This is a genomic window from Paraburkholderia bryophila (assembly GCF_003269035.1).
Classification (GTDB): Bacteria; Pseudomonadota; Gammaproteobacteria; order Burkholderiales; family Burkholderiaceae; genus Paraburkholderia; species Paraburkholderia bryophila.
In genome coordinates, this window is the sequence record NZ_QLTK01000006.1 from 158,705 (window position 1) to 179,118 (window position 20,414).

Annotated in this window: 18 protein-coding genes; 6 read left to right on the plus strand and 12 right to left on the minus strand. The window is 66.0% G+C overall.

What is annotated here, in order from left to right; genetic code table 11:
* Window positions 1-8 precede the first annotated feature (8 nt).
* Window positions 9-1,232: a helix-turn-helix domain-containing protein gene (locus BX591_RS12730; RefSeq protein WP_111931782.1), complete on the minus strand. Its 1,224-nt coding sequence runs from the start codon at window positions 1,230-1,232 to the stop codon at window positions 9-11.
* A gap of 142 nt (window positions 1,233-1,374) precedes the next feature.
* Between BX591_RS12730 and BX591_RS12735 the strand changes: the two genes are divergently transcribed.
* Window positions 1,375-2,139: a DUF899 domain-containing protein gene (locus tag BX591_RS12735; RefSeq protein ID WP_176343085.1), complete on the plus strand. Its 765-nt coding sequence runs from the start codon at window positions 1,375-1,377 to the stop codon at window positions 2,137-2,139.
* Window positions 2,140-2,147: 8 nt separating this feature from the next.
* On the plus strand, window positions 2,148-3,011 hold the full coding sequence (locus tag BX591_RS12740) for a DUF2182 domain-containing protein (RefSeq protein ID WP_111931784.1): 864 nt from the start codon (window positions 2,148-2,150) through the stop codon (window positions 3,009-3,011).
* Between the two features lie 28 nt (window positions 3,012-3,039).
* Here the strand turns inward: BX591_RS12740 and BX591_RS12745 are convergent, their stop codons facing one another.
* The 4 genes from BX591_RS12745 to BX591_RS12760 are packed head-to-tail and all read right to left on the minus strand — an operon-like array spanning window position 3,040 to window position 7,933.
* The gene (locus tag BX591_RS12745; protein WP_111931785.1) at window positions 3,040-4,605 is read right to left on the minus strand and encodes a TolC family protein; all 1,566 of its coding nucleotides are present in this window, start codon (window positions 4,603-4,605) and stop codon (window positions 3,040-3,042) included.
* On the minus strand, window positions 4,592-6,655 hold the full coding sequence (locus tag BX591_RS12750) for an FUSC family protein (RefSeq protein ID WP_111931786.1): 2,064 nt from the start codon (window positions 6,653-6,655) through the stop codon (window positions 4,592-4,594). The genes BX591_RS12745 and BX591_RS12750 overlap by 14 nt, the downstream gene beginning before the upstream one ends.
* Window positions 6,636-7,685, minus strand: coding sequence for a multidrug transporter subunit MdtN (mdtN, locus tag BX591_RS12755; RefSeq protein ID WP_111931787.1), 1,050 nt, complete (start codon window positions 7,683-7,685; stop codon window positions 6,636-6,638). Before mdtN ends, BX591_RS12750 begins: the two co-directional genes overlap by 20 nt.
* Window positions 7,682-7,933: a YtcA family lipoprotein gene (locus BX591_RS12760; RefSeq protein WP_244146993.1), complete on the minus strand. Its 252-nt coding sequence runs from the start codon at window positions 7,931-7,933 to the stop codon at window positions 7,682-7,684. The genes mdtN and BX591_RS12760 overlap by 4 nt, the downstream gene beginning before the upstream one ends.
* A gap of 406 nt (window positions 7,934-8,339) precedes the next feature.
* Here BX591_RS12760 and BX591_RS12765 point away from each other — a divergent pair, with 406 nt between their 5' ends.
* A complete protein-coding gene (locus BX591_RS12765; protein ID WP_111931788.1) occupies window positions 8,340-9,302 on the plus strand; it encodes a response regulator in 963 nt (320 codons plus the stop codon).
* A gap of 7 nt (window positions 9,303-9,309) precedes the next feature.
* Here BX591_RS12765 and BX591_RS12770 read toward each other — a convergent pair whose 3' ends face one another.
* The 5 genes from BX591_RS12770 to BX591_RS12790 all read right to left on the minus strand — a co-directional run bounded on the left by BX591_RS12770 (window position 9,310) and on the right by BX591_RS12790 (window position 13,851).
* Window positions 9,310-10,290: an alpha/beta hydrolase gene (locus tag BX591_RS12770; protein WP_111931789.1), complete on the minus strand. Its 981-nt coding sequence runs from the start codon at window positions 10,288-10,290 to the stop codon at window positions 9,310-9,312.
* A 2-nt stretch (window positions 10,291-10,292) separates the two neighbouring features.
* The gene (locus BX591_RS12775; RefSeq protein WP_111931790.1) at window positions 10,293-10,790 is read right to left on the minus strand and encodes a thioesterase family protein; all 498 of its coding nucleotides are present in this window, start codon (window positions 10,788-10,790) and stop codon (window positions 10,293-10,295) included.
* Window positions 10,791-10,883: 93 nt separating this feature from the next.
* Window positions 10,884-11,849, minus strand: a complete 966-nt coding sequence (locus tag BX591_RS12780) for an L-carnitine dehydrogenase (protein ID WP_111931791.1) — start codon at window positions 11,847-11,849, stop codon at window positions 10,884-10,886.
* Window positions 11,850-11,888: 39 nt separating this feature from the next.
* Window positions 11,889-12,818: a 3-dehydrocarnitine:acetyl-CoA trimethylamine transferase CdhC gene (gene cdhC, locus BX591_RS12785; protein ID WP_111931792.1), complete on the minus strand. Its 930-nt coding sequence runs from the start codon at window positions 12,816-12,818 to the stop codon at window positions 11,889-11,891.
* Window positions 12,819-12,888: 70 nt separating this feature from the next.
* Complete coding sequence (locus BX591_RS12790; RefSeq protein WP_111931793.1) at window positions 12,889-13,851, minus strand: choline ABC transporter substrate-binding protein; 963 nt, start codon at window positions 13,849-13,851, stop codon at window positions 12,889-12,891.
* Window positions 13,852-14,257: 406 nt separating this feature from the next.
* Here BX591_RS12790 and BX591_RS12795 point away from each other — a divergent pair, with 406 nt between their 5' ends.
* Entirely contained in the window at window positions 14,258-15,268 is a 1,011-nt protein-coding gene (locus tag BX591_RS12795; RefSeq protein ID WP_111931794.1) for a GlxA family transcriptional regulator, read from the plus strand.
* Window positions 15,269-15,414: 146 nt separating this feature from the next.
* Window positions 15,415-15,735 carry a DUF4148 domain-containing protein gene (locus BX591_RS12800; RefSeq protein ID WP_111931795.1) on the plus strand — a complete coding sequence of 107 codons (321 nt, stop codon included), beginning with the start codon at window positions 15,415-15,417 and terminating at the stop codon, window positions 15,733-15,735.
* A 182-nt stretch (window positions 15,736-15,917) separates the two neighbouring features.
* On the opposite strand, the gene gabD is transcribed toward BX591_RS12800, so the two are convergent.
* Together gabD and BX591_RS12810 are read right to left on the minus strand one after the other, a co-directional pair.
* Complete coding sequence (gabD, locus tag BX591_RS12805) at window positions 15,918-17,378, minus strand: NADP-dependent succinate-semialdehyde dehydrogenase (RefSeq protein WP_111931796.1); 1,461 nt, start codon at window positions 17,376-17,378, stop codon at window positions 15,918-15,920.
* Window positions 17,379-17,389: 11 nt separating this feature from the next.
* A complete protein-coding gene (locus BX591_RS12810; RefSeq protein WP_111931797.1) occupies window positions 17,390-18,673 on the minus strand; it encodes a 4-aminobutyrate--2-oxoglutarate transaminase in 1,284 nt (427 codons plus the stop codon).
* A 122-nt stretch (window positions 18,674-18,795) separates the two neighbouring features.
* Between BX591_RS12810 and pdxR the strand changes: the two genes are divergently transcribed.
* Window positions 18,796-20,373, plus strand: a complete 1,578-nt coding sequence (gene pdxR / locus BX591_RS12815) for a MocR-like pyridoxine biosynthesis transcription factor PdxR (protein ID WP_111931798.1) — start codon at window positions 18,796-18,798, stop codon at window positions 20,371-20,373.
* Window positions 20,374-20,414: the final 41 nt, after the last annotated feature.

Consider the following 20,414-nt stretch of genomic DNA (forward strand, 5'->3'; position numbering starts at 1 on the left):
CGTCCATCCTAGTCGTTGGAAAACAGCGCGGGGAGTAACAAAGCCGTCGCGAATCCCGGGATGGGCGGCATCGTCCAGCGACGCGCCCGGCCGCGTCCGATCGCTTGCACCTTGCCGGCCGCGGCCAGCGAATCGAGCATGCGCTGCACGGTGCGCTGGCTGGCGCCGAGCGCCAGCGCGAGCGCCGAGCTGGCCCACGCTTCGCCGTCGGCGAGGCATGCGAGCAGCGCAGCGTGCGTTTCGTCGACGGGCCGCGCGAGCACCACGGCCGTGGCGGTTCCACGCGGCGCCAACGCGAAGCCGCGCCGGGTCGCGCTTACCTCGGCCAGCGGACCCAGCAGCGCACGAAGCCGCCCGAGTTCGACCCGCAGCCGCGCCCGGTGCGATTCGTCCGCGTGCTTGGCCCTGAATGCGCGTGCGACGAGCGTGTCGCGCGGCACATCGTCAGGCCATGCTTCGGCCAGTATGCGTGCCAGCGTGAACAGCACCGGGCGGCTGGCGAGCGGGATCGTCGTGGCCGCGCTCTGTATGACATGACGGCAAGCGTCCACCACGAGCGTGGTGGACGAGGCCAGCAGCGCTTCGACCTCGTCGAGTCGAAGGAGCCGTTCTTCGCCGCGTTCGATCAGACGCGCCGCGGGCACGGTTAGCGCGAGGCCCGCGTGGCCGACCTCCGCGATCAGCGTCGCAATACCGGCTTGACGCGCGGCGTGTTCGGCGCGCGTGAGGGCCGCGCGCGCTGTTGCGCTGCGCATGCGACGCAGCGCGATGCCGGCCACCATCAGTTCGTGAGCGGCGCGCGTCGACGGAGGGAAGGGCGTGGGGTCGAGTTCGGCGAGCGCGTGTTCGGCTTCGTCGAGCTGACCGGTCAGCAGCAGGCGCCGCACTTGCAGGTAGTGCGCGTGGGCGGCGTTGAGCCGGTCGCCGTGCGCGTCGAGCAGAACGCGCGCGGCGTCGAGTGCTTTCACGGGCCAGTTCAGATCGCGCGATGCCAGCGCGATTTCAGCCTCGGCGACCACACAGCGTGCACGGGCGAGCGGCGCTTTCGGTCCGAACGCGCGGGCCGCGCCGCGCACCAGCACGCGGGCGCGCGGCAAGTCGCCGAGTTGCGCCATTGCGATGCCGCGCAGCGCGAGCGCCGGCGCGTCGTCTCGCAACGCAACATGATTCAGCGCGCCGAGCGGATCGCCTGCCGCGAGGGCGCGCGCCGCGGCCGTGACTAGCGAGTCCATTGCCGATCCGAATCGCGCCACACTTGTCACTCCCTCCGAACGATTGCGCGCGACTAATCTAGCACGACCGACAACCCCTACGCCGCCCCGGCCGCTGAGCGACCGACCCCACGGCGCAGGATACCTAACGGAGTGAAACATGATGACGACGCATCCGGTTGGAACCCGCGAACAATGGCTGGCCGCGCGGCTCGAATTGCTCGACGCCGAGAAGGCGTTCACGCGGCAGGGCGACGAACTGGTCCGGCAGCGCCAGGCGTTGCCGTGGGTTCGCATCGACAAGGCGTACCGGTTCGACACCGAACAAGGCAGCGCGTCGCTGGCCGAGCTGTTTCGCGGACGCTCGCAACTGCTCGTTTACCACTTCATGTTCGGACCGGACTACAAGGCGGGATGCCCGTCGTGCTCGTCGATCGCGGACGGGTTCGATGGACTCGTGGTCCACCTCGCGAACCACGATGTGTCCTTGTCCGCGATCTCGCGGGCGCCGCTCGCGAAGCTGCTGGCGTATCGGCAGCGGATGGGCTGGACGTTTCCGTGGGCCTCGTCGTTCGGCAGCGATTTCAATTTCGACTTCAACATTGCGTTCACCGACGCGGAGCAGCGCGAGGGGCGCGTCGAATACAACTACCAACGCGGCGGGCACGCCATGGACGCGGCCCAGGTGCCCGAACCGGTCGCCCAATTCGCGGCCACCTGCGGCACCGATCCGGCAACCTATACGCAGGACCGGCCAGGACTGAGTGCGTTCGTGCTGGAGGACGGCGTCGTGTACCACACGTATTCCACCTACGCGCGCGGTGTGGATGGTATCTGGGGGATGTACCAGTGGCTCGATCGCGCACCGAAAGGCCGCAACGAAACCGGCGTCTGGTGGAAGCGGCACGACGAGTACGCCACGCGCTGAGGTGGGGTATGGCTGATGCAAGTGCAACCGCCAGCGCGCCCGTGACGCGAGCCCGCGTCGGCGAATGGGTCTTCGTCGTCGTTATCGCCGTGCTGTTCGCGGCTAGCGTGACCGCGACGATCGCCGGCTGCGCGTCGATGTCGAAGATGGGCGCGATGCCGATGCCCGGCGGCTGGACGATGTCGACGGCGTGGCGGCCGATGTGCGGACAAACCTGGGCGCGCGCCGCGGCATCGCTTGTCGGCATGTGGACGGTCATGATGGTGGCGATGATGCTGCCGTCGTTCGCGCCGGTGTGGTGGCGTTATCGGCGCGCCGTCAGCGGTACCGGCGAGGCCGGCGGCGCGGGTCTCGCCGGCGAGTTACGGACCGGCGGATCGAGCGCGCTGCTGGGTCTCGGCTACTTCTTCGTGTGGACCGTTTGCGGATGTGCGGGCTTCGCGCTGGGCGCCGCGCTCACCGCGCTCGAAATGCGCTCGCCGGCGTTAGCGCGCGGCGCTCCGCTCGCGGCCGGTCTGGTCGTGTTGAGCGGCGGCGCCCTGCAATTCAGCCGATGGAAAGCACGTCGTCTTGCCTGTTGCCGGAACGCGCCGACGTGCGCACGGAGTCTGGCGGTCGACGTCCGTTCGCCCTGGCGGCAGGGCGTGAGCATCGGTCTGCATTGCAGCTACTGCTGCGCCGGCTTCACCGCGATCCTGCTCGTGAGCGGCGTGATGGACCTGCGCATCATGGCGGCCGTCACGGCGGCGATTACCGCCGAACGCGTGGCGCCGGATAGCGAGCGTGTTGCTCACGCCATCGGCGTGGTGGTGGTGGGTGCGGGCGTATGGCTGAGCGCGCAAGCGCTTGGGTTGGCATGGGTATTTGCATGACGCGTCATACCTGAGCGCACCCTTGAGTTCACCAACTTCCCTGCGTCGGAATCGAATCGACCGACCCGGTCGCCAGTGCAAGCGCCGCGGCGGCCGACAACGCGCCGCTATAACTATCCGCATCGGCATTCTTCGCGGCCAGCAGTTGATTCTGCGCGAGCAGCGCGTCGGTGACCGAGCCGACGCCGTGGCGGTAGGCGTCGAACGCGGCGTCGTAGGTGGTTTGCGCGGCGGCGAGCAGATCTTTTGCGGCGGCCTGCGCGCTCAGGCTCGTCTGCAACGTATTCTGCGCGGCGACGATCTGCCGGACCGCTTCCTCACGGCTGCGGGCGAGCCGGGTGGTCGCGCTGTCGGCGTCGTTGCGCGCCTGCGCGAGCACCGCTGAACGCAAGCCGCCGTCGTAAATCGGAATCGTGACGCCGACGATCACACTGCCGCCGTAATGCCCGCCGCTGAGGTTCACGGTCGGCAGTTGCTGACCGATGGCCGGCACCGCCGAGACCGACGAGCTGCCCGTGTGGTACGCGCCCGACGCCGACACGAAAACCTTCGGCATGAACTCCGATTCGGCGGCCTTCACCCTCGCGAGGTTGACCCGCTCGGCCGCGTACGCGCTCAAGACGTCGGGGCGTCGCGCGATCGCGGACGACACGATCTGTTCGATCGAGTCGTTCATGGCGGCGGGTAGCGCGTGCGTGGGCAGCGTCGCGATTTTGGGTTTCGAGAGCGGCGAAATGCCCATCGCGGAGATCAGCATCAGATAGCTGTTGCTTTCGGCGCCTTGGGCCTGGACTAGCGCGAGCCTGGCCTGGGCGCGGTTCTGATTGGCCTGGGCGACTTCGATGACGGTGCCGATGCCGTGCTTGTAGCGCGACTGTGCTGCGGCGAGGATCGCCTCGGCGTTGTCGAGCCCTTGCCGAGTCGTGTCGATGCGAGCGCGCGCAGCCTGATAACTGTAGAACGCGACGCTCACGTCGAAAATCACCTGTTGGTGGACGGCGGTGAAACCGATGTTGGCGATCACCGAGCCTTGCGATGCCGCTTCGACGCGCGCGGCGCGTCCGCCGAAATCGAACAGTAGCCAGTTCAACGCGAGCACCGAGGTTTCGCCATGCCCCGACGCGTTCGCCGACGAATCGCCGAGTGCCGAGGTGGACGAGCCGTGTGCATCGGCGTACAAGCCCATCGCGGCCGCCGACAGTTGCGGAAGGTAGGCGGCCTTCGCGATGCCGGCCGCGAGCGCGGCGTTGCGCGCATCGTTCCACGCGATGCGGGTCAGCGGGTTGGCCGATTCCGCGAGATCGATCAGTTCCGGCAGGCTGTATTCGTGCGCCTGTTCCAGCGCGGGCGGAGGCGGCACGGCGGCGAGCGCGGGATTCGCGGGGAGCGTGTAGCCGCTTGAAGGCGCGGCGGAAGCGCTTGAAGCACCCGAAGCACCCACGGGCCCCGGCACGATTGCGCCAGCCGCGTCCGTTCGAGGTTGCCAGGGACGGTCCGGATTATCCGGCGCCATATCCAGCGACGACGTCGCGCAGCCGGCTAGACCCGCCGTCGCCAGAATCGCCAGAGCGTATGGTGCGTTAAACCGGCGCATGAGTCGCAAGGCCTTTCGCTGCATCGTCCGATGCGGCGTGTTCGAGTTGAGTGAGACGTGCGTCGCCGAGTTTCAGCAGCGCGGCGCGGGTGTCGTCGGCCGTGGGTTGCGGCGGCGTGGGCTGAGCGTGCGACGGCACACCGTTGTCGGCCTGAACCGGTGGCATCTCGCGCGTGACGCGCCGTAGCCAGGTATCGATCGCGACATCGCCCGGCCGTTGTTCGGCGAGCAGGAACATCGGTCCTTCGAGCGCGCCGAAGCCGGCCAGCACGTCGCGCCGTGCAGCGATCCACTCCGGCTCCGGCCGAACCCACGACGGCTCGTAGTGCATCAGCGCAAGGTCCTGTTGCAAGGCGCCGTATTGCGCCATCGCGCCTGCGGCCTGGGTGCGTCGCGGGCCGCTTTGAGCGAGCGAGGTCAGCCTTTGCCACTGCTGCTGCAAGGCGGCGAGCCCGACATCGACCTGCGTGGCGACGCTCACCGGCCACACGCGCGTAAAGACCAGATAGACGACCACGTTGCCGAGCAGAATGCCGATCGTGCGATCCCGCGCCACCGTCAGATCGAAGGCGGGCGCCGCGCCTTGAACCACGCACAGGAAAAACGCGAAAGCGATCTGGAAGCCCGCATAGCCGATCCGCGGCGAACCGAACGCCACCCACGCCGCCAGCCAGGCGCCCACCATCACGAGCGCCATCAGACCGACGATGGAGGTCAGCGCGGGCGTCACGAAGACGATCGCCGCCGTGCCGACGAACGCGCCGACAAGGCAGCCGACGATCCGCAGTGTCAACTTCTCGACGGTTTCGGCGGTGGTGCCGAGCGACACGATGTAGACGGTGATGAAGCAGGTATGGATACCCGGCCAGTCGATTTGCGAGTAGAGCAGATAGCAGAACAGCGCCGCGACGGTGGTCTTCAGCGCATAGCGGACGTGATCGGGATTGGTGAATGCGTCGGGCAGGAAGAAGCCGCCGGGTTTGGCGGAAGGCGTCGGTGCCGACGCCGGCTCTGGCGCAGTCTTGGCACGCGCCGATGCCGATGTAGCCGCATCAGCGTCGGCGTCCGGCGCTTTTTCGGCCACCGCGAAACCCGTCATGGCCGCGTGCAAATTATCGGCGACCATCCGCGCCAGCGGCGGCAATGCCGCCGAACCGGGCAGCGCGACGTCGATCTCCACCGGGTAGCCACCCGCGTCGAGCATCTGCGCCATCTCCTCCAGCGTCTGCGCCAACGGCACCGCGAACGAGGCCGGCAAGCGGGCCGACGGTTCGCGCGCCGCCAGATCCGCCGCGACGAGAATCGCCAGCGTCGACGACACGGCTTGCCGCAGCGCCGGGATATCGGCGCGCGCCGACGAGCCGTCCACCACCGACAGCTTCAGCCACGTCCCGAGTTGCGCATCGGCGCCCCGCAGGCAAGCGCTCAGCGCGGCGCGCGCGGCGTCGTCCGGCTCGCTCAGGCCGCGTGCCGCGGCTCGCAAACGCTTCGCCAGTTCAGCGCCGGCCAGTCGTCGCGGCGACGGCGCGAGCAACAGGTTCACGCAGATCGACGCACCGACCGGAATCGCGACGAACAGCCACGTGTAGAGCAGCGCGCGCGTCGCCACTTCGCCGAACGGCACGCTGCCGAGCTTGTCGAGCCCGAAGCCGACGATCATCGCGAGAATCGCGCCCACCGGTCGCAGTTTGCTTGCCGACGTCACGAACAGCAGCCCGAACGACAGCCCCGCAATGCACGCGACTCGCCACAACGGATTGTCGAGTGAGAAAATCGCCACGCCGAGCACGAGTCCGATCACCAGCGTGACCAGCACCAGCAGCGCGGCGCTGAGCAGCACGCTCGTGACCCGGTCGGCCCGGTTGAGAAAGAACACGATATACGCGGAGAGCGCCGCTTCCGGCGTGCCGTAGGCGCTCGTCACGAACACCGTGAGCGCGCAGATCAGCGCGATGCGGGTCGCCATGGCGGCGCGCCCCGGATACGGCGCGAGCAGCTTCAGAATATCCGCAGCGCCCGGGCGGGCCAGTTCACCGGCAGGCTGCGCCATGCCGGACCTCGACTATCGCGCTCGCGCCGACCCGCACCAGCCGGGCGGCCGGTTCGTCGAGACGCACCCGCACGGGAAAGCGCTGGGCGACCCGCACCCAGTTCACGGACTGCTGGACGATCGGCAAGGTGCGCGGCAAGTTGATGCGGTCCGAATCCGCGATGCCGGCGCCGATGCCGACGACCTTGCCATGGATCGCCTGGCTGCGGTCGATCATCGAATAGACGGTCGCGCAGTCGCCGGGCGCGATGTGCGCCAGCGCCCCTTCGCGGAAGTTCGCGACGGCGAACCATTCGTCGGCGTGGACCAGCGTGAAGATCGACTGGCTCGGCGCCACGGTCTCGCCCGCCAGTACCGACAGGCCAGTCACGAAGCCGTTGTGCGGCGCACGCACGACGGTGTCGTCGAGACCGTGCTGGGCCAGCGCGACTGCTGCCTCGCGCGCATGCACCGTGGCGATCGCGTCGGCTTCCTCGCCGATGGTCTGCGCGCTCGCCAGCTTCTGCGCCCGAGCCTGCTGCAGCGACAGCGCGGCGTCGCGCTGGGCGACCTGCGCCTGGTCGAGTTGCTGCTGGGGCACGTAGCCCTTCGCGGCGAGCGGGGCGAGCCGCTGCACGGTGCGGGTCGCCAGTTCGTAGTTGTGGGCGGCCTTGCCGGTCTGGTCGCCGGCAATGGATGCGTTCGCGCGCTCGCCGACGATCGTCTTGCGGCGCGTGTCGAGCGAGGCGCGCGCCAGTTCCAGGTCGGCCTGGGTTTGCGCCAGCGCGAGACGGTAGGGCACCGGGTCGATTTCGAACAGCACGTCGCCCTTCGCGACCCGCTGGTTTTCCTCGACCGGGAGCCGGACGATCCGGCCGCCCACGGGCGACGCCACGTGCACGACGTCGGCGTCGATGGTGGCGTCGTCGGTGGAGGGGAAACGGACGGAGCGGTCATACGCGTAGTACGCCGCCGCGAGACCGAGCACGACGATCACGCCCGCGATCAAGCGGCCCCTGGACGAGGCTTTGCGCAAGCCGGCGATTTTCATAGGAGCAGTCCTGTTGCCGAAAGCCAGAAAAGAACCGCGACCGTCAGGCCGATGGCCACGCACACAAAAAGGAGGTACGGCACGGTCCGCGCCCAGCCGGTGGTCACGAAGATCCGCTGGGCGACCAACGCGCCGACGAGTCCGAGCACGCCGCTCAGCAGCCAGAACGGAAAATACGCGCCGAAGATTTCAAACGATGGCGCGCCGCGCAATGCGCATCCCTGCAAGCACAGGCTCGGGGCGGCCACGGCCGCGAGCGTGCGGGCGTGGCGCAGGCTCGGCTCACGGGCGCCTCGCTGGTTTAGTTCATGTGGCATTGCGGCGTGGCCATAGGGTGGACGCGTGACGGAAGCAACCGGATCACGCGCACTTTACCAGCGCCGCCGTCGCTTTCGCCGTTTTCGTGTACATGGCGTTTTTTGCTCGCGACCGGCCGTAAGCGTTTTGTCGGCGGGCGGTTCGGGCGCATCCCGTTCGCCCCGGTTCAGGACCGGCTATTCGATCGGCATATGCCGGATCGCAACCCGGCAGGCAAGTTTGTACCGTGATCCGAAGAGCCCTGTACTATATGGTCCACAGGCGCCGCCCCGGCGGCCAGCAGGCAATCCGGCGCGCAGCAGGTGCGCGGCGCGCCAGCATCGTCCTCATGAGCTTATGAACCACTTTATCCGCCCCCCCGTTTCTCATCCGGCCACGGTTGTCTTCGTCGACGACAACGACAGCTACCTCGACGCACTGCGCCGTTTCTTTCCGGACACGTCGACCAATCTGTTTTTCTCGCGGCCGCAAACGGCGTTGGCTTTCATTCGCCAGCACGCGCGTGAGAATTCGCTGGAGTTCGCGTCGGCATCGGCGTGTCTGAGCGAAACCGGGATCGAACGGCTGGTCGAAACGTCGGCGGAGCGGGATCTGCTCGCGCGCGGCGCGCGCTTCGCGGAGGTGGCGGCGGTCGTGGTGGACTACGACATGCCGGGCATGAGCGGCGTCGAATTCCTCGCGTCGATCTCCCACCTGCGCTGTGCGAAAGTGTTGCTGACCGGCGTCGCGGATGAAACCGTCGCGGTGAAAGCCTTCAATGCCGGGATCGTGGATCTGTATCTGCGCAAGACCGAACCCGATTCAGCCAACCGGCTGGTCCATTTTCTGAACGATGCGAAGAACCGGCACTGTCTGGAAGGCGGATGGCTGGCGTTGGGCGAGAACGGTTTGACGTACTGCGACCCGCGCACGAAAAAAGTGATTGGCGAGGTGGTGGCCGCGCACGGCATCGTCGAGTACTACTGGCGCCCCGAGCAGAACGCGATTCTGATGTTCGACCGTGCCGGCAACCCGAGCGTGTTCGTCGCGTGGGCGGAGAACGACTGGATCTCGCAGGGCGAAATCGTCGCGGACGAAAGCGGCCCGGTCGAGCTGTTGCGGCAAATGGCGGTGCGCGAGGCGATGCCGTTATTCTGGCCGCACCTCGCGTATCGCGCCGGCTTGAATTTCCGGTCGCTCACGCCGCAGAAGATTCCCGGCTGGGACGACGCGTTCTATTGCTGGACCCGGATCGAAGCGGCGGAAGTCGGCATGGACGTCGTGACGTATTCGCAGTGGCGCAAGGAAATTGCCCACTGAGCAGCGGCTAGCGGCCGTGGCGGCTTGACGCTTCCACGTCGAACATCGGCGCCGCGTGTGCCGACAGAAAATCGCACACCTCGCGATGCAGCATCCGCACACCGGGGCTCGATTCGAGCGCCCGCCAACATCCATGCACCAATCCGGCGCCGATCCACAGACGGGCTTCTCCACCTGCCGCGTCGATGCGTTCCACGAACACGCGCGCGTCGTCCCTCAGCGGATCATGTTCGACCCCGATCGCGAGCGTCGGCGGCAGGCCGTCGAAGCGCGTGGCCTCGAGCGGAATCGTCCATGCCGGGTAAGGCCGGTGCTCGCCCCAGTACAGATCGCGAAACGAATGGACGTCGCTCAGTTTGAGCATGGGCGCTTGCGCTTCGGTGTCGCGGGCGGGCGGTTGGGGATCGGTGCCGAGCATCGGATAAACCAGCGCGAGGCCTTGCACGCCGCCAATACCGTCGTCGCGCAAACGCATCGCCACGCTGGCCGCGAGCGTGGCGCCCGCGCTGTCGCCGGCGAGTTGCAGCGTCGTGCCGCTGTTCAGATTGAACGGTAGCCGACGCTCCAGCGCGGCCAACGTGACGTCGAGACAATCGTCATGCGCGGCCGGCGCGCGGTGTTCCGGCGCCAGCCGGTAGTCGACCGCGATGACGTCGAGGCCGGTGTCGGCGGCGATGCGTGCCGTGACGAGTTGATGACTGTCCAGCGAGCCGAGCACGAAACCGCCGCCGTGAAAGTACAACACGGCGCCGTGAGCCGCCTGCTCGCCGCGCGCACGATGGCGGTAGAGCCGCAATTTGAGGGGATGACCGGCGCGCGTCTGGAATTCGGCATCCCTGACGCTCAATTCCTCCGGCAACGCGGGTGTCAGCGTGGCCGCGTAACGGTCGTAAAGCTCGCGCTGCTCACGCGGCGACAGCGACGTGGTGTGCGCAGGATAAATCGCCACGGCCCGTTCGATGAATGCGGCAATCTGCGGTTCGAGCATGTTTACTCGCTGGTCTGGGTTCGCACCGGCAAACCGATAACGCGCCCCGCGTATTTTGCCGGGGGTCGTTCGGCATGCGCATCCGCCAATGATCGCACGTAGGCCGCAACGTCGGGGTCGAACGCGACCGCGCGCGGTCCGCTGGTGTCGACATGCAGCAGCATCTGTTCGCCGGCCGCGACCGGTTCAGCGCCGTCGCCCGCGAACATTTCCAGATACAGATGCAGCCGCTTCGCGTCGTGCCCGAGTAGGCGCATGTCGACGCGAACCGGCGTGCCCTCCTTGATTTCGTGCAGATAGTTGATGTGCGCTTCGAGCGTGTAGATCGAGCGCTTTCGCGCTTTGCGTACCGCATCGGGCAAACCGATCAGGTCGATCAACGCATCGGTTGCGAAGCTGAAGATCAGCATGTAGAACGCGTCGCGCAAGTGGCCGTTGTAGTCGACCCATTGCGCGCGTACAGAATCGCGATAGCAGGGCAGGGATACGGGTTGCGGCATGGGCCATTCGTCTCCGTGGTTCGGTTGAAATGATGCAGGTTCGGCGCGGCCCATGCCGCCGATGCACCGGCATGGGCCGCGCTTGCCACAGCGTCAATCCGCTGGCTGCAATCCATGCCGCGCTTTCGCGTCGCCGATCGCCGCGAGCACGCTCGTAATGCAGTCGTCGCGATAACGCTCCAGTTGCTTGATCGAGCGCGGGCCGACCTGTTCCGCCGTGCCGTCCACCACGCGATCGATCAATTCGTCCGTGAGCTTCGGCGCCACCAGTTTAGTCCACGGCAGCTCCAGCGCCGGGCCGAACTGCTGCATGAAGTGGCGCATGCCGGCGTCGCCGCCCGCGAGCGTGTAGGTGAGGAAGGTGCCCATGAACGACCAGCGGATGCCGGCGCCGAAGCGGATCGCGTCGTCGATTTCGCCGGTGGTCGCCACGCCTTCGTTCACCAGATGCAGTGCCTCGCGCCACAGCGCTTCGAGCAGGCGATCGGCGATAAACCCCGGCACTTCCTTGCGAACGAGCAGCGGTCGCATCGACAGCGCGCGGTAGATGTCGAGCGCGGCGTCGATCGTTGCCGGCGCGGTCGCGGCGCCCCCCAGCACTTCCACCAGCGGCAGCAGATAAACCGGATTGAACGGATGCCCGACGATGCAGCGCTGCGGATGCACCGCCCGCGCGTAAAAGTCGCTCGGCAGCAACCCTGAGGTGGACGACGCGATGATCGCGTCCGGCTTCGCGGCGCGGCTGATCTGCTCGTGCAGTGCGAGTTTCAGTTCCTCGCGCTCGGGTGCGCTTTCCTGAATGAAGTCGGCCTGTGCGACACATGCTTCGATCGTCGTGACGAAGCGCAGGCGCTCCGGCGACGCGCCCTCGGCCAGCCCGACGCGTTCGAGCGCCGGCCACGCATTCGCGATGTTCTCGCGCAACTGTTTTTCCGCGCCCGTTGCCGGGTCCCACGCGATCACATCGAGTCCATGCGCGAGCGCGCGCGCCACCCAACCGCTGCCGATCACGCCCACACCGATGGCCGCAAATGTTTTGATATCGACGATCACTGCCATTGCTGAGATTTCCTTTGTCTACGAGTTGCAGAGTGGCGATCACGCATACTGGCCGGCCGCACGCCGCTCCAGTTGCCGCTCGCCGCGCGCCGGCAAGCCCAGCTTGCGGCGTCCTTCAGCCGGGGTCAGCGCACGCGCGCCGAGCCTTTCGATGATTTCCACCGCGCGCCGCACCAGCGTGCCGTTGGTTGCGGGCACACCTTTGTCGAGCCAGATGTTGTCTTCGAGCCCCACGCGCACGTGACCGCCGAGCAGCATCGCCTGCGCGACCATCGGCATCTGCATGCGGCCGATCCCGAAGCCGGCCCAGTGCGCGCCGGGCGGCAGGTTGTCGGCCATGGCCTTCATCGACGTGGTGTCGGCGGGCGCGCCCCAGGGAATGCCGAGGCAAATCTGGAACAGCGGCGGCGCGTCGAGCAGGCCTTCCTTCAGCAACTGTTTGGCGAACCACAAATGGCCGGTATCGAAGATTTCCAGCTCCGGCTTCACGCCGAGTTCCTGAATGCGCCGCGCACCGGCGCGAAGTTGCGCGGGCGTCGACACGTAGATGTAATCGCCGTCGCCGAAATTGAGCGTGCCGCAATCGAGCGTGCAGATTTCCGGCAACAGTTCCTCGACATGCGCGAGACGCGTCAGGCCGCCCACCAGATCGGTGTTGGCGCCGAAGCGCATCGGGTCCTCGCCGGGACCGATCTCCAGATCGCCGCCCATGCCCGCCGTCAGGTTGATGATCACGTCGGTGCCCGACGAGCGGATCCGGTCGACTACCTCGCGGTACAACTGCGGATCGCGGCTGCCGCGGCCGGTTTCCGGATCGCGTACGTGGCAGTGCGCGACGGTCGCGCCCGCTTTGGCGGCTTCGATCGCGGCCTCGGCGATCTGCTTCGGCGTGACCGGAATGGCCGGATGCTTGCCGACGGTGTCGCCGGCGCCGGTGACCGCGCAGGTCACGATGACTTCATGATTCATGCGTGCTAGTTCCTGTGAATGGGGATGCGCTTGAGATGCCCTTGAGATGCACAACTCGCGATGACGACGCTCAGAGGCCCAGATAGGCTTTCACCGCGGGCAAGCCGTCCTTGCCGTCGTAGGTCTTCACGCCGGCCAGCCAGGCGTCGAGTACTTGCGGGTTTTTCTTCAGATAGGCCCTCGCGGCGTCGGCGGGTTTTTCCTTGTTCATGACCGACTGCATGACGACGTTTTCCAGTTGTGTCGAGAAGCGCAGATTGCTCACGAGCTTGCCGGCGTTCGGGCAACGCGTCAGAAAGTCGGGGGACGTCAGCGTATAAACGCGTGCCTCGCCGTCGTTCGGACCGAATACGCCGTCGCTGCCGGTCAGGTATTTCATGTCGATCGTGATGTTCATGGGATGCGGTTCCCAGCCGAGAAACACCACCCATTTCTTCTCGCGGATCGCACGATCCACCGACACCAGCATGCCCGCTTCGCTCGATTCGATCAGCTTGAAACCGCCGAGCCCGAACTGATTGCTGGCGATCATTTTCTGGATCGCGGCATTGGCGCTGCTGCCGGGTTCGATGCCATAGATCTTGCCGTCGAGCTGGTCGCGATGTTTGGCGATGTCGGCGAAGGTCTTCAGGCCCGCGTCGTATTCGTAGCTCGGCACCGCGAAGGTCGCCTTGGCGCCGGTCAGATTGGGCGGCTGCAGCACGTTGATGGCTTTCGACTCGACGAACGGGCTGATCGCTTTTTCCTGCACCGGCCACCAGTAGCCGAGCGACACGTCGAGCTGCTTGCTCTTGAGACCCGCAAATGAGATCGGTACGGAGGCGACCGTGGTGACCGGCTGATAACCGAGCCCTTCGAACACGGTCGATGCGAGCGCGGTAGTCGACGTGATATCCGTCCAGCCGATGTCGGCGAAATGCACCGCGCGGCAGGCGGCCGGATCCTGCGCGAAAGCGGGCGCAGCGGCGGCGATGGCGGCGAAGCCGACGACGCCCACGAGATAAGCAAGCAAGGCATTGAGACGACACTTCATGAGGTTCCCCCTTCTGGCACGTTGAACGGCGTGTTTCGAACCGGGCCGCGGCTCGAACGGAGATGCGGCGCATGGACCGGCGCGACGGTTTGGATACGGCAACAAACTGGGTGATATCTGGACTGCGCTGGACTCAGGAATGACGTTACGTTAATGCCCCATATTCCCGCCAAAGCGACCGCCAGCGACCCGTTCTTGCTCTAACGCGACCTCGAGGGAAAACCAGCAGTGCCGGCTAAAACGCGTGGCAGGGCGGCGTTGCAGTGCACCACGCATCGCATCGCGGCGTCTGGCCGCGCGGATTTTTGGCGCGCCTTGCCGGTTGATGCACTGCTTGCTACGCTCGCCGGGACGCCGCGTCCCCACGTTGTATTCCGCGTTGTATCCCTGATCGAGTCTGAGCACGATGCCCGAAGATATGTCGTTCCTGCTGCTGCCGGGCTTTTCGGCGATCGGTTTCATGTCGGCGGTGGAACCGTTGCGGGTGGCGAACCGCTTTCGCGATGCGCTGTACCGCTGGCGCATTCTTAGTCTCGACGGCGCGCCGGTCGCGGCCAGCAACGGCATTTCGATCAACGCGGATGCGGCCATCGGCGAGGTCGGCACGGCGCAGACGCTGTTCGTGGTCGCAGGCTTCGAACCGCTGGCCTGCTATAGCCGCGCGCTGGCCGATTCCTTGAAGCGGATCGAGCGGGCCGGCGCGACGCTCGGCGCCATCGACACCGGCAGTTTCATCCTTGCGGAAGCTGGCTTGCTGAACGGTACGGACAGCGTGACCGTGCATTGGGAAGCGCTGTCGGCATTCCGCGAGCGCTATCCGTCACTGGATGCGAGCCAGGAGCTGTTCGAAATCGGCGCGCGGCGTATTACGTGCGCGGGCGGCACGGCGTCGATCGACATGATGCTCGACCTGATTGGCCGTAAGCACGGTGCGGCGCTGGCTTCGTCGGTGTCGGAGCAATTCGTGGTGAGCCGGATCCGGCAGCGCTCGGACCATCAGCGCATGGAGATCGCCGCGCGCTACGGGGTGCACAATCGCAAGCTGATTCAGGTGATCGGCGTGATGGAACGGCACATGGAAGAGCCGCTGGCGCCGGACCAGCTCGCGCAGGAAATCGGCGTGACGCGGCGCCAGCTGGAGCGGCTTTTCTGCGCGTCGCTGAAGGACACGCCGACGCATTTCTACCTGCAACTGCGTCTCGCCCGAGCGCGTGAGTTGCTGCAGCAGACCGACATGTCGATCACATCGATTTGCGTGGCGTGCGGATTCGAGTCGCCGTCGCATTTTTCACGGACCTATCGCGCGCGCTTCGGCGCAAGTCCGAGAAGCGACCGGCAGGCGACGGGCGGCCGAAATGCCACCGGGTTGTCGTCGCTGGACGAGCCGGCTGCGGTGCCGATGCTTTCGGAAAGCTGACGATTCGTCGATTATCTCGATTTTGACAACACTCAATTGGCACTTTAGGGGTTTACCCTAGGCAACCCGACTCCTACACTTCCTCCATCCGCTGCAGACATCACGCCTCGCAGCGCTAGACAAAATAATTTCTGGAGGTAGTCATCATGAAGTCGCTGATCGAAGCCGCAGTTATCGCCGCCCTTATCACCGCGCCGCTGGCCGCTTTCGCCCAGTCGAATCAACCGGTTACGCGCGCTCAGGTGCGTGCTGAACTGGTCCAGCTGGAAAAGGCCGGCTACAACCCGGCAACCTCGAACGACTACGACTACCCGGCCAACATTCAGGCTGCCGAAGCCCGCGTCGCCGCTCAAAATGCGCAGACCAGCGGTTATGGTTCGGCCACCAATGGTTCGTCGCAAGCAGGTAGCCGTGCGAGCACGTCGTCGAGCTCGTACTCGGCTCCGGTTGCCAGCTACGGCCACTAAGCATTGACCCGGGTGTGAGTCGAACGCTCGCGCCGGTTCGATAAGCATCAAACGCAACAGGCTTGCTTCACCGAGAGGTGACGCAAGCCTGTTTTGCATTCAGCGATTCAGCGATTCAGCAAAAAAAAGCCACGCCGGATCAACCGACGTGGCTGTTCTTCATGCTTCAAGCGTCCTGACGATCAGATCCCGCCCAAGCACATGTATTTGATGACCACGTAGTCGTCGATACCGTAGTGCGAGCCTTCACGGCCCAGGCCCGATTGCTTGACACCGCCGAACGGCGCGACTTCGTTCGAAATCAAACCGGTGTTGATCCCCACCATGCCGTATTCAAGGGCCTCGGCGACCCGCCAGACCCGGCCGATATCGCGGCTAAAGAAATACGACGCGAGCCCGAATTCCGTATCGTTGGCGAGGCGAATCACTTCTTCGTCCGACGAGAAACGGAACAGCGGCGCGAGCGGGCCGAAGGTTTCATCGCGCGCGACTTTCATGGCCGGCGTGACGTCCGCCAGCACGGTCGGTTCGAAGAAGCCGTGACCGAGCGCATGACGCTTGCCGCCGGTGACGATGCGCGCGCCCTTGGCCAACGCGTCTTCGATATGCGACTCGACCTTCAGCACGGCCGCTTCGTTGATCAGCGGACCTTGCGTGACGCCGTCTTCGGTGCCGCGGCCCACTTTCAGTTGCTCGACGGCGACGCGCAGCTTTTCCGCGAATGCGTCGTACACCTTGTCGTGCACATAGAAGCGGTTCGTGCAGACGCAGGTCTGGCCGCTATTGCGATACTTCGACGCAATCGCGCCGGCCACCGCCGCGTCCAGATCCGCGTCGTCGAACACGATAAACGGCGCATTGCCGCCGAGTTCGAGCGACACCTTCTTGACCGTGGGCGCGCATTGCGCCATCAGCAGACGGCCCACCGGCGTCGAACCCGTGAACGACAGTTTGCGCACGATCGGATTGCCGGTCATTTCCGCGCCGATCGCTTTCGGCTCGCCGGTCACGACGTTGAACACGCCGCGCGGCACGCCGGCGCGTTCGGCCAGCACGGCGAGTGCGAGCGCGGACAACGGCGTGGCTTCGGCCGGCTTGACGATGATCGGGCAGCCTGCCGCCAGCGCCGGACCGACCTTGCGGGTGATCATGGCCGCCGGGAAATTCCACGGCGTGATCGCCGCGCACACGCCGATCGGTTCCTTGGTCACGACAATGCGCTTGTCGCTGGCCGGGGTGGGAATCGTGTCGCCGTTCACGCGTTTGCCTTCTTCCGCGAACCATTCGAGGAACGACGCGGCGTACTGGATCTCGCCTTTGGCTTCGGCGAGCGGCTTGCCTTGTTCCGTGGTGAGGATTTTCGCCAGATCGTCGGCGTTTTCCATCATCAGGTCATGCCATTTGCGCAGGATCACCGCGCGTTGCTTCGCGGTCGTGGCGCGCCAGGCGGGCCAGGCCGCGTTGGCGGTGTCGATCGCGCGACGCGTTTCCGCCGTGCCCATGCGCGGCACCGTCGCGATGGTTTCGCCGGTGGCGGGGTTCTTCACCTCGAAGGTCGCGCCGTCGTCGGCGCCTTGCCATTCACCTGCGATATACGCGTGGGTCTTGAGTAGCGTCGGGTCTTTCAATGTCAACGTGGTCATGAGTCTCGTCCTTACGCCGCGACGGCGACGCTGTCCTTGATGACTTCTTCGAGGATCGCCATGGCTTCGTCGAACACGGCGTCCTGGATCGTCAGCGGGAACAGGAAGCGCACCACGTTCGAATAGACGCCGCACACCAGCAGCAGCAAGCCGCGTTCGAGCGCGCGCGTCTGCACGCGCTTGGTGAACTCCGCGTCCGGTTCGGTGCCGCCGGCTTTGCAGAATTCCACCGCGACCATGCCGCCGGGGCCGCGTACGTCGGCGATTTGCGGCACGTCGCTTTGCAGCGCGATCAGCTTGGCCTTGACGCGATCGCCCAGCAGCGTGGCGCGCTCGCACAGCTTTTCTTCGTCGATGATGTCGAGTACCGCATGCGCCGCGGCCACCGCCAGCGGATTGCCCGCATACGTGCCGCCGAGACCGCCGGGCGCCGCGGCGTCCATCAGGTCGGCGCGGCCGACCACGCCCGACAGCGGCATGCCGCCGGCCAGGCTCTTCGCCATGGTCATCAGGTCAGGCACCACGTCGTAATGGTTCATGGCAAACAGCTTGCCGGTGCGGGCAAAGCCGGTTTGCACTTCGTCGGCGATCAGCAGAATGCCGTGCTCGTTGCACAGCTTGCGCAGCGCGCGCACGAACTCGGCCGGCGCCGGATAGAAACCGCCTTCGCCCTGAACCGGTTCGAAAATGATCGCGGCCACGCGCTTCGGATCGATGTCGGCCTTGAACAGGAATTCGATCGCCTTCAGCGAATCGGCGGTGGTCACGCCATGCAGCGGATTCGGGAACGGCGCGTGGAAGACGTCCGACGGGAACGGGCCGAAGCCGATCTTGTACGGCGCGACCTTGCCGGTCAGCGCCATGCCCATCATCGTGCGGCCATGGAAGCCGCCGGTGAAGGCGATCACGCCCGGACGACCGGTCGCGGCGCGGGCGATCTTGATGGCGTTTTCGACGGCTTCGGCGCCGGTCGTGAAAAAGGCGGTCTTCTTCGGATAGTCGCCGGGCGCGCGTGCGTTGATCTTCTCGGCCAGTTCGACATACGACGCGTACGGCACGATCTGATACGCGGTGTGCGTGAAGTGATCGAGCTGGTCGCGGATCGCGGCCAGAATCTTCGGATGGCGATGGCCCGTGTTGCACACCGCGATACCCGCGGCGAAGTCGATGAAGCGGCGGCCTTCCACGTCCCACAACTCGGCGTTTTCCGCGCGCGCGGCGTAGAAATCGCACATCACGCCGACGCCGCGCGGGGTGGCGGCGTCTTTGCGGCTTTTCAGTTCGGCATTTTTCATGGTCATCTCCTTGGCTCCTCGTTTTCGCGGACGCCGCGCGCTCAGCGCAGCACATGCAGCGACTATAATGAGATTTGGCTCTTAATTTCAGAGCCATTTCAATAAAAATGTAGGAGCCAATCATGCGCGCGAGCGTTTTGTCCGACTGGCTGGCGCAGCGCCTCGACCGCGGCAACGGCCAGCCGATCTATCGACAACTGCACCGGCTGTTGCAGCAGGCGATCCTGTCGCGCGAGTTGCCGGCGGGCAGCAAGGTGCCGTCGTCGCGGCTGCTGGCGCAGGAGTTGGGCATTGGGCGCAATACCGTCACGCAGGTGTATGAGCAGTTGGTGCTCGAGGGCTATGTGAGTTCGGCGACCGGGCGCGGCACTTTCGTGGCGGATAGTGCGCCGGATGAGATTGTTGGGGCGCCCGAGGGGGAGTTTGGCTTTGGCCCTCGCGGTATTGGCTCAGCCGCTGGTGCCGGCATGCTCGACCTGCCGGCTGCGCCGGGCGCGCCCGATCCACGCCGCGCGCCGCCACCGTTGCAGGCGGCGCGTGCGTTATCCACGCGCGGCGCGCGGCTGATCGCGGGCGCGGGTGTGTCGAAGCGGCAGTGGGGCGCGTTCATGCCCGGCGTACCGGACGTCACGAAATTTCCCGCGCGCGTCTGGAGCCGGCTGCACAACAAGTATTGGCGCCGGCTGCGTCCGGATCTCCTCACGTATGCGCCGGGCGGCGGGCTGGCTTCGCTGCGGCACGCGCTGGCCGACTATCTGCGCACCTCGCGCTCGGTGCGCTGCACGCCCGAGCAGATCATCATCACGACCGGGATTCACCAGTCGGTCGACCTCGCGGTGCGGCTGCTATCCGATCCGGGCGACCTGATCTGGACCGAGGATCCTTGTTATTGGGGCGTGCGCAGCGTGCTGCACGTGTCGGGTCTGCAATCGCGGCCTATCGCGGTCGACGACGAAGGCATCAATCCTTGCGCCGACGACCTCGCGCATCCACCGAAGCTGATGCTCGTCACGCCGTCGCATCAATATCCGCTCGGCATGGTAATGAGCCTCGCGCGGCGCCGCCTGCTGCTCGAATATGCGCGGCAGAACCAGTGCTGGATCATCGAGGACGACTACGACAGCGAGTTCCGCTATGGCAGCCGGCCGCTGGCGTCGTTGCAGGGCCTGGATACGTCCGGGCAGGTGATCTACGTAGGCAGTTTCGGCAAGACGCTATTTCCGGGGTTGCGCATCGGTTATCTGGTCGTGCCGGAAGCGTTGGCGGAGAGTTTCGCCACGGCCAGCGCCGAGTTGTATCGCGAGGGGCAGTTGCTGCAACAGGCCATGCTCGCCGAGTTCATCGCCGAGGGGCATTTCACGTCGCATATCCGCAAGATGCGCACGCTTTACGGGCAGCGCCGGCAGACCTTGCTCGATGCCGCCGCGCACCGTTATGGCGACGTATTGCCGGCCGTGGGCGGCGATGCCGGTTTGCATCTGGTGATGCAGTTGCCCGAGGGCAGCGACGATCGTCGCGTGGCGACGGCGGCGCTGGAGCGCAATATCGTCGTGCGGCCGTTGTCGGGGTATTACGCGCAGCCTTCGCTGGCGCCGTCGGGTTTGCTGATCGGCTACGCGTGTGTGCCGGACGAGGACATCGCGCCGGCGTTCAATACGTTGGCGGATGCGATCGACGCGACATTGCCGCAATTCGCGTGAGGGCGAGGAAGTTGCTTGCACTGCACCGCCCCGTTTCGTGC

What these genes read in the sequence shown, in the direction of transcription:
- pdxR (WP_111931798.1), top strand. Translation starts at nt 18,796, where the DNA reads ATGCGCGCGAGCGTTTTGTCCGACTGGCTGGCGCAGCGCCTCGACCGC.
- BX591_RS12795 (WP_111931794.1), top strand. Translation starts at nt 14,258, where the DNA reads ATGCCCGAAGATATGTCGTTCCTGCTGCTGCCGGGCTTTTCGGCGATC.
- BX591_RS12750 (WP_111931786.1), bottom strand. Translation starts at nt 6,655, where the DNA reads ATGGCGCAGCCTGCCGGTGAACTGGCCCGCCCGGGCGCTGCGGATATT.
- cdhC (WP_111931792.1), bottom strand. Translation starts at nt 12,818, where the DNA reads ATGAATCATGAAGTCATCGTGACCTGCGCGGTCACCGGCGCCGGCGAC.
- BX591_RS12740 (WP_111931784.1), top strand. Translation starts at nt 2,148, where the DNA reads ATGGCTGATGCAAGTGCAACCGCCAGCGCGCCCGTGACGCGAGCCCGC.
- BX591_RS12810 (WP_111931797.1), bottom strand. Translation starts at nt 18,673, where the DNA reads ATGAAAAATGCCGAACTGAAAAGCCGCAAAGACGCCGCCACCCCGCGC.
- BX591_RS12790 (WP_111931793.1), bottom strand. Translation starts at nt 13,851, where the DNA reads ATGAAGTGTCGTCTCAATGCCTTGCTTGCTTATCTCGTGGGCGTCGTC.
- mdtN (WP_111931787.1), bottom strand. Translation starts at nt 7,685, where the DNA reads ATGAAAATCGCCGGCTTGCGCAAAGCCTCGTCCAGGGGCCGCTTGATC.
- BX591_RS12780 (WP_111931791.1), bottom strand. Translation starts at nt 11,849, where the DNA reads ATGGCAGTGATCGTCGATATCAAAACATTTGCGGCCATCGGTGTGGGC.
- BX591_RS12765 (WP_111931788.1), top strand. Translation starts at nt 8,340, where the DNA reads ATGAACCACTTTATCCGCCCCCCCGTTTCTCATCCGGCCACGGTTGTC.
- BX591_RS12800 (WP_111931795.1), top strand. Translation starts at nt 15,415, where the DNA reads ATGAAGTCGCTGATCGAAGCCGCAGTTATCGCCGCCCTTATCACCGCG.
- BX591_RS12730 (WP_111931782.1), bottom strand. Translation starts at nt 1,232, where the DNA reads ATGGACTCGCTAGTCACGGCCGCGGCGCGCGCCCTCGCGGCAGGCGAT.
- BX591_RS12770 (WP_111931789.1), bottom strand. Translation starts at nt 10,290, where the DNA reads ATGCTCGAACCGCAGATTGCCGCATTCATCGAACGGGCCGTGGCGATT.
- BX591_RS12735 (WP_176343085.1), top strand. Translation starts at nt 1,375, where the DNA reads ATGACGACGCATCCGGTTGGAACCCGCGAACAATGGCTGGCCGCGCGG.
- BX591_RS12775 (WP_111931790.1), bottom strand. Translation starts at nt 10,790, where the DNA reads ATGCCGCAACCCGTATCCCTGCCCTGCTATCGCGATTCTGTACGCGCG.
- gabD (WP_111931796.1), bottom strand. Translation starts at nt 17,378, where the DNA reads ATGACCACGTTGACATTGAAAGACCCGACGCTACTCAAGACCCACGCG.
- BX591_RS12745 (WP_111931785.1), bottom strand. Translation starts at nt 4,605, where the DNA reads ATGCGCCGGTTTAACGCACCATACGCTCTGGCGATTCTGGCGACGGCG.